An 11,593-nucleotide genomic window follows, 5' to 3' on the forward strand; every position below is an offset into this window, starting at 1 on the left:
AGCGCCGGGCAAGGGGTCATCTTGGAGAAAATCCGTCAAAAGTCGTACTTGGCGTTCACGCCGGCGTACCAGGCGATGCCGGGACCGGGTTCGTAGTAGTTCTTGAAGGCGTCGCCGACCACTACGGAGCCGATGTGCTTGCGGTCGCCCAGGTTGTCGACACGCAGCATCTGCCCCAGGGTCCAGTCGCCGCTCTTCTGCTCGGCGGTGACGCGCAGGTTGAACAGGGCATAGCCCGGCGCGGGCTTGTCGGTGTTGAGGTCGTGCACCTGTACGCGGCTGCGGTAGATGCCCTCGAGCGCGGTGGTCACGCCGCTGGGCGCGTGCTTGTAGGCCAGTTCGCCATACACGGTGGTGGCGGGGATGCCCGGAATGCGCTTGCCTTCAGGGACCGTGGTGCCATTACTGACGAAGGCTTCGTCGTAGATGGCGCGCATGTGGGTGAAGCTGCCGCGGGCGCTGAGGCTGTCGGTCAGCTGGCTGTCGAGGGCGATTTCGATGCCCTGGCGCAGCGTGCTGCCGGCGTTCTGGTAGAAGGTGCGCCCCTCACTGGCGGTCTTGACCACCACCTCGTCTTCAGTCTCGATCTGGAAGAGCGCCACATTCAGGCGCGTCTTGGCGGCCAGGCGAGCCTTGGCGCCCACTTCATACTGCTTGCTTTTGGCAGCCTTCAGGCCGAGGTTCAGACCGCCACCGTCCTTGTACGACACCTCCCCGAAGGTGGGCGTCTCGAATCCGGTGCTGGCACTGGCGTACACATGGAAGGCATCGGTGACGCGATAGAGCACTCCGAGGGCCGGTGTTGTGCGGTTGTAGGTACGGCTGCCGCTGTCGTCGCCGTTGGCGAGGTACTTGTCGTCCACCTCGAATCGGACTCGGCTGTGACGCAAGCCTCCGGTAAACGTCCACGCGCCCATCTCGTAGCTGGCCTGGATGTACGGGTCGATACTGGTCAGGGTGTCGACTTCGTCGCGGCGCAGGTTGCCGACCACACCCAGGGTGCTGCCGATGAAGTTCTCGTAGCCGCGGCGGTCGTCCTGGGACCAGTCGTAGTCGACGCCGCCGGTGACGGTCAGCAAATCGTCGCCGAGTTCGACGTTCTGGATCCAGCGGGCACCGACGCCCGCGAAGTCGCGGTCGAAGTCAACGACACCACCTGACGAGCCAGGATTTGTCACGATGTTTTGCTTGAACTTTGGAATCGACAGCATCTGCATCACGCTGCGCTGCCCGGCATAGGCGGTTACTTCCAGCTTGTTGGCACCGAAGCGGCGCTCGTAGGTGCCGCCGGCCTGCTGGTGGTCGATGTTCTTTCGGGTGTCGTAGGTCAGGGCCGCGTCTTCGACCGCATGCGGATCGGCTTTGTAGGTTTCCAGCTTCACGGCCTTCGGGTCCTCCGTGCCATGCTGGCGCAGACCACTGGCCTCGATGGTGAGCTTGCTGACGTCGTCGGGGTGGACCACGAGTTTGGCGAACTGCTGGTTGCGGCTGGCCTTGCTGTGGTCGCGGAAGCCGTCGGTCTGGAAGCGCGACAGGTCGAGCAGGTAGCCGATGCCGTTGCTGGTGCCCTCGGCGCCGATGCCGGCCTTCCAGGTACCGAAGCTGCCGCCGATGAAGCGGCCGTTGACCTGCGGCTGCTCGGCCGGATCACGGGTGAACAGCTGGATCACGCCGCCGGCGTGGTTGCCGTAGATGGTGGCGAAGGGGCCACGCAGCACCTCGATGCGCTCGGCCATGTCGAGGTTGAAGGTGGCGACCTGGCCCTGGCCGTCCGGGTTGGTGGCCGGAATGCCGTCCATGAGCAGTTTCACGCCGCGCACGCCGAAGGCGGAGCGGGCACCGAAGCCACGCACCGAGATCTGCAGGTCCTGGGCGTAGTTCTGGCGGTTCTGGACCACCAGGCCCGGCACCGATACCAGCGACTCGGAGGCGTTGACGCCGAGCTGACCGCGGGTGATGTCGTCACCGCTCACGGCGTCGATGGAGTAGGGCAGCTCGTAGCTGTCGGTGGCGGTGCGGCTGCCGGTGACCACGACCGTGCCGAGCGCGGTCGAGTCACCGGCGTGCGCCTGCAGGCCCAAGCCGGCGATGAGGCAGGCGACGAGCGGGCGAAGCGGGAAGGCGGTGTGAGGTTTGCAACGATGTTTCATAAAAAAGGAGTCCAGTTTTCTCGGAATGGGCCGAAGTCTATCGAACGCGGTACGCAATTGGCGTCAGTTGCGCCTTGAGATTCGGCTCAAGAAAATCATGAGTCGGCGCAACTGTTCAAAGCTGAAACACCTGTGACGGCATGGAACAGCTGTTGCATTGTTGCGATGAGGCGAGACGCGAATTGTAACTGCATGTATGCGGCGTCGTGACGCCTTTGTTCATGATGCTGCAAGGCGGTATGACCCGGCCGACGGACCGGGTATGCGATCTGCTTTGCATGATGTGGGCGGTGCGTCCCGTGAGGCACCCGAGCCCACCACATAACAACGGAGACAACTCAATATGTCCGATCAACGCGAGACATGGAGACAGCTCTTGCAACTGGCGGCCCCGTGGCAGGTGCTCAAGTTGCGCCATGACGAGAACGCGCGTCGTTACGATATCTGGGTCGGCGTGGAAGCGCCGCGCCAGTGGTTCGGCTTCGTGCGCCGCGGGCCGGAAGTTCCTGTGGAGCACTACTCGTGGCGCCATGTGAACTTCGGCGATTGGCGTGTGCATCTGCATGTGGCACTGCCGGTCGGCTCCACCCTCGAGGGCCTGCCGTGGGCCGGCGAGTTCGACATGCCCTTCAGCAACCAGCTGGCGCGCCAGATCTTCGCGCTGCTCAAGGCCGACGTCAGCCTGCAACGCATCTGCGATCTGCTCGATCTGCCCGTCTCCGAACTGTGGCGGTTCCGCTACGCGCTCGACACCGGGCGACTGAACGTCGGCGAGATCGCTCCGGAAGCCATCAAGGTGGACGAGGCGACCGACAGCGATATCCCGTCGCTGGACGATCCGGTGTGGGCGGCCCTGGTGGACGGCAAGCTGGAGATCGATATCCGGGTGCTCGGGCTCAAGCTGATGCTCAGCCGCCTGCGGGCGCAGATGGAGAAGATCACCGATGCCGAGATCCGCGATCTGAAGCTGCAGGAATTCCAGCGCTATTTCGCGAAGAACAAACAAATGCTGAGCCATGAACTGGCTCAACTGCGGGAGGGTGCAGCGAGTGTCTGAGAGCGTGATCGAAGCCCTGCCCGGCGGCCTGATGGATGTGGCTGCCGCGGCGGATCTCATCAAGAAGGGCGAGTTCCTCGTCGTTGCCGGCGATGCCGAGTTGCTGGCGAAGCTGCCCAAGGGCAACTGGATCGGCGGCACGATTCCCTATTTCATGGGCCCGCGCGGGGGCGAATGCTCGCGCAAGCAGGTGTTCGTCACCCGGGTGGGTGGGCCAGCCGAGGCGCCCACCATCAAGATCTACGACGTCACCAACCTGGACCAGATCTGCCTGGATGCGCCCGACAACGGCTACAGCCTGATCATCCTGCCGGCGTTCTCTGCGGTGCACGCCCATTATGCGCGCAACGCCCCCGGCTTCGAGGACATGTTCGTCAAGCCGGTCATCGGCTGGGTGTCGGGCGTGCATCTGGACCACCTGGCCGATGCCGTGCCGCAGGTGTTCGACGGCTCCCGTGGCGAGGCCGAGACCGATGCGGCCGTGGTCATGCACGTGCCGCTGCCGCCGACCTGCTACGCGCAGGTGGACATCATCAACGGCATGCAGCAGGGCAGCGGCCCCACGATCCGTTTCCCGAGCACCGGCTTTTCCGCCACCACGGCCAAGATCGACGGCGTCGATCAGAACTTCGCCGAATACCTGGTCAAGAACCGGGTCGACACCAAGCTGCCCCTGGTGGCCGATTACTGCGGCGCGATGATCAACGTCTCGATCAAGGGCGTCGACGAAAAAGAGGGGCGGGTGGACTTCTACGCCCCGGTGTTCGCCGACTCCGAATACCGGGTAGCCGAAGGCACGCTGCCGGCGTTTTCCCAGGGGGATGGCGCGGGCACGACCTTCTCGTGCAACTGCATCCTCAACTACCTCTATGGCGAGCTCGAGGGCAAGCGCACGGCTGACTTCACCGGACCGATGACCTTCGGCGAGATTGCCTACCTGCTGCTCAACCAGACCCTGGTTCACATGCGTATCGTGCGCAGCTGAGCGACCGCATGATCGCTTGCGCGCGATCAAGCCCAGGACCGGGTCGATTCACTATCATTCACTCATGAACGAATCGACCCGAGCCCCCGCGTTGCGCGAGCGCCTGCAGCGCATCATCGACACCCTGTGCGACGGTCTCGTCGAACGCGACGAGGCCGCACGCCTGGTCCTGCTGGCGGCCCTGGCCGGCGAGCACAGCCTGCTCATCGGCCCGCCCGGCACCGCCAAGAGCGAGCTGGCGCGGCGCCTGCATCGCGCCTTTGCCGAGGCGCGCTACTTCGAGCGCCTGCTGACGCGCTTTTCCGTGCCCGAGGAGTTGTTCGGGCCGCTGTCCATCAGCGCGCTGGAGCAGGATCGCTACGAGCGCCAGACCGCAGGCTTCCTGCCCGAGGCGAGCATCGCCTTCATCGACGAAGTGTTCAAGGCCAACAGTGCGATCCTCAACGCCCTGCTGACCCTGTTGAACGAGCGCGAGTTCGACAACGGCGCCGGTCGCCAGCGCTGTCCGCTGGTGTCGGTGGTCGGTGCCACCAACGAAGTCCCCGACGACGAGGTGGCCGAGGCCTTCTTCGACCGTTTCCTGGTGCGCCTGGTGATCGAGCCGGTCTCACCGGCGGGCTTCGCCCGCTTGCTCGAACTGCCGGTCAACGGCGTCGCGCCCGACATCGACGCGCCCCTCACCGAAGACGACCGCGTCGCGCTGGTCGCCGCGGCGGCCGGCGTGGCCGTGCCCGAAGACGTGCGCGGCCTCCTGGCCGAACTGCGCGCGCAGCGGCGCGAGCAGGGCGCGGCCGTGTCCGATCGGCGCTGGGTCAAGATCATGGCCCTGCTGCGCACCGCCGCAGCCTGCGACGGGCGCGCCTCGGTGTCGGTGTGGGATCTGCACCTGCTGCCGCCGTGCCTGGCGGCCGACACCGAGACACAGACGGAACTCGAAGCCTGGCTGACGGCACGGCTCGGCGTGGACACGGCGTTCTCGCCCGAGCGCATCACCCGCGCGGTCGAGGCGTTCGAGGCGCAGCTGACGGCCGAACAGCAGGCCAACGATCTGGACTTCGACGATTCGGGCCGGCTGCGCTTTTCCCCCGACGACATGGCGGGAGATCTGGCCGATGACATCGGCGATGCCAAGGGCGGGGCGGCGGCCCTGCGCATGAGCTACCAGCGCCGGCGGCGCTATGGGGCCATCCACATTCAGGCCCGCACCGACCAGATCGACGCCCTGTGCGTTCGCCTGGCGGCCTATCGCGACACCCTCGGACACGACCGGCGCGATCTGGCCGCGCACGCCGGGGCCAGCCTGTGGATGGCGCCCGCGTTCGCCGCGGCGGCGCTGCGGCACCTGGACGACACCGGCGCCGCCCTGAACCAGCTCGAGGGCCGTTTGCGCGCCGCGCGGGCCGGCTTCGAGGCCCTGCCGCGCCTGGATACCGATCCGGGCACGGTACCGGACCTGGTCCGCTACGACTGAGCCATGGTCGCCCCGAACCGCGTCCCGCGTCGGCTGTTCGCCGCGCTCGAAGCGCGTCTGGCCGATCTCGACCGGCTGCCCCGCAGCCTGTGGCTGGGCGGGCTGACCCACTCGCGCGGCGGCATCGAGCCGCGCCTGGCGCTGCTCGTCCATCTGCGCACCGCGATGGTGGCCGGCGAGCTGCCCGCCGCGGACGACTGGCGCTGGCCCGATGCCGAGCTGGCGCAGCCGCTGCACGGCGTGTTCACGCGCCAGGGCCTGCACACCTACTGCCGCGACCAGGCAGGGCTGGCCGACACGGTGCTGCAAAGCCTGCTCTTCCACCTGGATTTCATCGTCGATTATCAGGATCGCGGGGCCGAGGCCGCGCGCGCGCGGCAGATGGCGCTCGAAGCCTTCGAGGCGGACTGGTGCGAACGGCGCGGCCAGATGGACGAGCTCATCGAGGTCTTCGGCAGCCTGCCCGACGATGGCAAGAACACACGCTGGGACCAGATGCGCGGTCTGCTGCGCTCGGCCGGCTGGCAGGAGGTGGTGCGCATCCGGCGCCTGATCGAGCGTCTGCCGGCCCTCTCGGCGCTGATCCGCTCGCTCGGCCGGGCGCGGCCCACGCAGGATGTGGACACCGGCCGCCTGCGCCGCACCCCGACCCTGATGCCGGCCACGGCGCTGCGCGCGACGACGCGCACGGTCCGTGTCCCCGATCTGCCCGGCGAGACCCGGGGCGTCGAGCGCTCCGACCGCATCGCGCGGATGCTGCCGATCGAGTCCACCCTGCTCGGCCATCGCACCTTGCGCCTGGTGTGGCACGCCCGCCGTGCCGAACGCACGCTGCTCACCTATGAAGACGACGATCGCATGCAGGAGGTGGTGCACGAGGAGGCGCCGGTGTGGCTGCCGGACCCGGCGCCACAACCCGAACAGCGCCAGGAGATGGGCCCCATGCTCATCTGCGTCGACACCTCGGGCTCCATGCAGGGCGGCGCCGAGGCAGTGGCCAAGGCCACGGTGCTCGAGGCGGTGCGCCACGCCCATGCGCAGAAGCGCGATTGCCACGTGTTCGCCTTTGGCGGCCCGGACGAGGTGGTGGAGATGGCCTTGACGGTGGATAGCGACGGCATCGAGCGCATCGCCCGCTTCCTCGGTCAGGCGTTTCGCGGCGGCACCGACATCTGCGGGCCGCTGGAGCGCTGCGTCGACATGCTCGAGTCCGCGCAATGGGAGCTGGCCGATCTGCTCGTGGCCACCGACGGCGAGTTCGGCGCCACCGCCGAGCTGTCGGCACGCCTCGATGCGGCCAAGCAGGCGCGCGGTCTGCGGGTGCAGGGGGTGCTGATCGGCGACCGCGAGACCATCGGCCTGCTGGAGATCGCCGACGACGTGTTCTGGGTGCCCGACTGGCGCCGCTACGGTCACTCCGACGCCGACTCGCCGGTGCACTCCAAGAGCCTCACCGCCATGTATTTCCCCGGCGCCCTGCGCACCCCCGAAAACCGCGACGCGACCCGCAGCGGCGGCGACGCCTCGGCGGCCGTGCGCGCCGGTCAGCGCCAGAACATCCCGACCAAGGAGACCCGGAAATGAGTTTCGCCACCGACATCCTCGAACTGCTCAGCCCCTACGCCGGCGCCCTGCCGCGGGTGCGTGCGCTGCATCTGCCCCCGGTCGACAAAGCCCAGGGCAAGGACGGGGAATTCTGCGCCATCGAACTGGAAGACGGCGCGCTGGGCCTGTCCTACGTGCTGCTCGACGACACCTTGCGCCGGCTCATGGCCGCCCGCGGCGGCCTCGGCGTCGAAGGCATGGACGCGTTCGCGCTGGCGCGGGCCTTCGCGGACGGGGAGGGGGTGCACCGTACCCTGGGCTTCGCCGCGATCAACGCCATCTCGCGACACCTGTTCGACCGGGTCGGCTACGTGGCGCCCGACAGCGTCGATTCCGTCGGCGGGCTCGATCCGCAATCGGGCGATCACGTCGGCATGATCGGCTTTTTCTGCCCGCTGGCGGAGCGGATCGTCGCCACCGGGGCGTCGCTGACGGTGGTGGAGCTCAAGGCGGAGCTGGAAGGCGCCCGCGACGGCTATGTGGTGACCACCGACCCGAGCGCCTTGCGCGGCTGCAACAAGGTGTTGTCCACCAGCACCATCCTGCTCAACGACACCCTGGAGCGCATGCTGGCCGATTGCGCGGGGGCGCAGCGCTTCGCCATGATCGGGCCGGGCGCCGGCTGTCTGCCCGACCCGCTGTTCGCCCGCGGCGTCACCTCGTTCGGCGGCACCTGGATCGAGGATCGCGCGGCCTTCGTCGACGCGCTCGTGACCGGCGAGGGCTGGACCCGATATGCGCGCAAGAGCGCCATCACGCCCGCCGACTACCCGGGCTGGGCGTCCCTGAAGACACGCCTGTCCGCCTGAGTGCTCAGCGCCCCAGCCAACGTTCGACGGGCGCGACCCAGTCGGGCGCGACGCGGTGGATCAGCACATAGAGCAGCAGGACGATGGCGATCCACAGTGCCAGCCGGCTGAAGCGGCTGCCGCTGTCGTCGCGGCGCAGCGGGGGCGGCGACTGGAGCGGCGGCGCGGGCGTGGGCACGTGCGCCCCCGTCGGCATGTCCACCGCGTCCGCGAGGCGACCGAACAACTCGACCTGATGGCGGCCGTAGTGCATGCGCACATGGTCGTCGGCGTCCCGCTCCACCCGGGTGCCGTCCTTCGGTAGCCACACCCGGCCGCCGCCGAAGACCGGATGCATCTGCACCGCATGGCCGCTGGTGTAGGTGTCGACGCGGACACAGTTCTTCGCCCGGGTTCCGTTGATGTGGGCCGTGCCCCAGCGCGAACGGGCACGGCGCGGCCCGGCATCGGCGGGGACGGGGTCGGTCATGCGGGCGAGGCGCCGCATGAGGCGGGTCAGGCCGATCCAGAACGCGGCGAACAGGCCGAAGAACGCGATCGGGATCAGCCACATGGGCAGGGGCATCTGGAGCAGGTGCATGGGGGCGATGGCCGGGGCGGGAAGGCGAGCGATCCAGCCTACCGAAGCCGGGCCGCTGCCTCAAGCGGCGCTTGAGCATCGGCCTGCGAGCCGGCACACTGGGGCGCGATGAATCGAGGCAAGGACAGGCGAATGAAGCGGATCGTGCCGGCGCTGCTGGCGCTGGTGATGGTGCGGGGTGTGGTGGCGGGCGGTGGCCTGTCGAGCGAGGACGTGACCTGGGTGAACCGGTTCGCCGATCGCATGGCGGCCCAGTGCGCGAGCCGGTTCGACGAAGCGACCGCGCGCCTGCGCGAGAAGACGGGGCCGGCGGGCGAACGCGCCCGCGCCCTGATGGCGATCGAACGCCATGTGAATTGCGAGTGCCTGCCCACCCGCGTACGCGTGCGCGCCACGCCGGCCGTGGTGGCGGCGCTGCGCACCCAGGATGTGGCCGTGGCGCGCGCCTTCATGCGCGAGCAGGCGCAGGCCTGCGGGGCCCTCGGCCTGCGCGAATCGGCGTACGCCAACTGTCTGTCCGGCGAGCAGGAGAACGCCTTCCGGCAGACCCACGGACGGCTCCCGGATGCCGATGAACTCGATGCCGTCGCCCCCCCCGATGCGGCCATGGCGGCGACCTGTCGGTGCTACTCGGACGAGGTGCAGGCGCTCGACGACGCGACGCTGGTGGCCGAGGCCGAAGCGAGCTACCGCAACGACCAGGCGCGCATCGCGGATCCGTCGGTGCCCCGGTACGAGGGCCGTGTCGGCGCCATCCTCCAGGCCTGCCGCCGGCGCGCGGGCGCCGACTGAGGCGCCGCGCCGTCAGGAGGTGATCTTGTCGGTCATGCCGATGCGGCTGGCCGCGGCCGGATTCTTGCGCATCAGCAGCAGGGGCGCGCAGCGCTGCTCGTCATGGTAGATACCGACGCAGTCGAGACACTGGAAACAGTCGTCGTAGCGGATCGCGCCGGCCGGCTCGATGGCATCGTACTGGCAGCGATGCCGGCAGGTCTGGCAGGGCTGGCCGCAGGCCGCGCGGCGGGGCAGCCACTTGAGCAGACGCAGCTTGCCACCGAGGGTCATGAAGGCGCCCAGCGGGCACAGGAAGCGGCAGAAGAACTTGTAGTAGAAGACGCTCGCGACCAGCAGGGCGACGGCATAGAGCACGAAGGGCCAGGCGCGGTCGAAGCCGACGGTGATGGCGGTCTTGAAGGGCTCGACCTCGACCCCGCGCTCGGCCCAGGTGGGTTCCAGCGCGGCGGCGGCCACCAGTGCGGCGAGGATCACGTAGCGCCCCCGATCCAGCACCCGCGCCAGCGTGGGCGGCAGCCTGCGCGCCTTGATGCCGAGCTTGCGGCCGAGCTGGGTGCTCAGATCCTGCAGTGCGCCGAAGGGACATAGCCAGCCGCAGAAGGTGCCACGCCCCCACACGAAGAAGGTGACCAGGGTGAAGGCCATGATGAGCAGTGACACCGGGTCGTAGAGGAAGCTGGCCAGCGAGTTGCCCTGCCAGAGCGTCTTCACCGCGCCGGTCAGCTGCACGATGGACAACTGCCCCTGCGCGAACCAGCCCAGGTAGGCCAGCGTGAACACCAGGAAGGCGTTGCGGAAGATCGCCAGCCGGCGCGCCGACAGGCTCATCCAGCGGGGCCGGGCGAGCACGAGGGTGAGGATGCCCAGGGCCACGCCGATGGTGATCAGCTCGACCTTGCGATCCATCCACGCCAGCAGCCAGTCGGGCGGCGGCGGCGGTGGGCGGTCGAAGTAGCGCTCGGGCGGCAGGTAGGTGAGGGTCGCCTCGCGATACACCACCTCGGGGCGGAACTGGCCACGGGTGCGCTTGATGGAGAACACGAAGTCCTGCTTGCCGGCCGGGTCGAGCCCCGACAGGGGCGGCGCGCGCAGCACCAGGGCGGTGTCGATGGGCGGAGCGCCCGCGGGTTGTTGCGGGTCGAGGTCGAAGTCGCGCAGCTCCAGCGGCGCACCGCCTTGCAGCAGGGTGAGGTTGCCCGGGGTGGTGCCGCGCACGAAGTGCTCGTCCACCAGCTTCGAGCGCCCGTGGGTGCCCACCCACCACACGTGCTGCTCGGTGTTGAGGCTCTTGCGCATGGTGGCGTAACCCGAGTCGCCGAGCACGGCGCGGCCGATGGTGGGCACGTTCAGGTAGGCCACATAGAGGTCGAGATTGACGGCGTCGGGATGGGCCTTGGCATAGTCGTCCCAGCCGGCCACGTCGGTGCCCTCGAAGAGTTTCTCGACCTGGGCCTCGGTCAGGCGCAGATGGCCGATGGCACCTTCCTTGACGAGCTGGTCGAAGCTCTTGCGCTCGAACAGGTCCGGCTTGGGGGTGGCGGGCGGCCCGGTGTTGACCACCGGGGCGAAGCCGAGCTTGGCCCGGGCCACCGCGAGGCCGGCGGTCAGCACGGTCTGGTTGAGGATGCGCACCGAGGCGGTGGCCTTGGTCACGCCGTCGAGCACCACGCGCATGTCGTCGTTGCCGGGCAGGTCGCCGTAGGCGGTGGACACGGTGATGTTCTTTTTCAGGCTCTTGCCTTCGTACTGCTTGACGAAGTTGAGCAGGGGGCCTTCGCCGAGGCCGCTGAGGAACACCGGCTCGTGCTGGCGCAGCACCTCCACGTTCATGAAGCGGCCGTCGCGGTCGAGGGTGATGAGCAGGTCGAAGGGCGTGCCTTCGAAGCCCGGGATGGGCGCCAGGTCGATGGACTCGAACACCCAGGCCACCGGCGGGCCGTCGGGTTCGAGCTCGGTGCTGATCGGCCAGGCGGGCAGGTCGGGTGGCTGCTCGCCCACATGCAGCGGTGGGCCGAAGCGCTTGGCGATGTCCGCGCGGGTGAGCTCACCGGCGCCAGCACTGAGGGCGAGGGTGAGCGTCAGCAGGCAGACGAGGATGTGGATCAGGCGCTGGATCGATGGCATGCGGGGTTCGGACGGGA

9 protein-coding genes are annotated in these 11,593 nt (G+C 68.4%); 6 read left to right on the forward strand and 3 right to left on the reverse strand.

All coding sequences use genetic code 11. The features are described from left to right. Window positions 1-35 precede the first annotated feature (35 nt). The gene (locus G3580_RS07350) at window positions 36-2,150 is read right to left on the reverse strand and encodes a TonB-dependent receptor family protein (protein ID WP_173764640.1); all 2,115 of its coding nucleotides are present in this window, start codon (window positions 2,148-2,150) and stop codon (window positions 36-38) included. A 376-nt stretch (window positions 2,151-2,526) separates the two neighbouring features. Here G3580_RS07350 and G3580_RS07355 point away from each other — a divergent pair, with 376 nt between their 5' ends. The 5 genes from G3580_RS07355 to G3580_RS07375 all read left to right on the forward strand — a co-directional run bounded on the left by G3580_RS07355 (window position 2,527) and on the right by G3580_RS07375 (window position 8,077). Further along, window positions 2,527-3,207, forward strand: coding sequence for a hypothetical protein (locus G3580_RS07355; protein ID WP_228720799.1), 681 nt, complete (start codon window positions 2,527-2,529; stop codon window positions 3,205-3,207). Next, entirely contained in the window at window positions 3,200-4,192 is a 993-nt protein-coding gene (locus G3580_RS07360) for a DUF6976 family protein (protein ID WP_228720800.1), read from the forward strand. Before G3580_RS07355 ends, G3580_RS07360 begins: the two co-directional genes overlap by 8 nt. Before the next feature lie 64 nt (window positions 4,193-4,256). After that, window positions 4,257-5,663, forward strand: coding sequence for an AAA family ATPase (locus tag G3580_RS07365; RefSeq protein WP_173764642.1), 1,407 nt, complete (start codon window positions 4,257-4,259; stop codon window positions 5,661-5,663). 3 nt (window positions 5,664-5,666) lie between these two features. Further along, window positions 5,667-7,247 (forward strand): VWA domain-containing protein, encoded by a 1,581-nt coding sequence (locus G3580_RS07370; RefSeq protein WP_173764643.1) that lies wholly within the window; start codon window positions 5,667-5,669, stop codon window positions 7,245-7,247. Next, a complete protein-coding gene (locus G3580_RS07375; RefSeq protein ID WP_173764644.1) occupies window positions 7,244-8,077 on the forward strand; it encodes a Rossmann-like domain-containing protein in 834 nt (277 codons plus the stop codon). The genes G3580_RS07370 and G3580_RS07375 overlap by 4 nt, the downstream gene beginning before the upstream one ends. 4 nt (window positions 8,078-8,081) lie before the next feature. Here the strand turns inward: G3580_RS07375 and G3580_RS07380 are convergent, their stop codons facing one another. Continuing rightward, entirely contained in the window at window positions 8,082-8,657 is a 576-nt protein-coding gene (locus G3580_RS07380) for a hypothetical protein (RefSeq protein ID WP_173764645.1), read from the reverse strand. 132 nt (window positions 8,658-8,789) lie between these two features. On the opposite strand from G3580_RS07380, the gene G3580_RS07385 reads away from it, so the two are divergent. Then, window positions 8,790-9,449 (forward strand): hypothetical protein, encoded by a 660-nt coding sequence (locus tag G3580_RS07385; RefSeq protein ID WP_173764646.1) that lies wholly within the window; start codon window positions 8,790-8,792, stop codon window positions 9,447-9,449. A 12-nt stretch (window positions 9,450-9,461) separates the two neighbouring features. Here G3580_RS07385 and G3580_RS07390 read toward each other — a convergent pair whose 3' ends face one another. After that, window positions 9,462-11,576, reverse strand: a complete 2,115-nt coding sequence (locus G3580_RS07390; protein WP_173764647.1) for a 4Fe-4S binding protein — start codon at window positions 11,574-11,576, stop codon at window positions 9,462-9,464. Window positions 11,577-11,593: the final 17 nt, after the last annotated feature.

It is taken from the genome of Nitrogeniibacter mangrovi, assembly GCF_010983895.1.
GTDB classification, from domain to species: Bacteria; Pseudomonadota; Gammaproteobacteria; order Burkholderiales; family Rhodocyclaceae; genus Nitrogeniibacter; species Nitrogeniibacter mangrovi.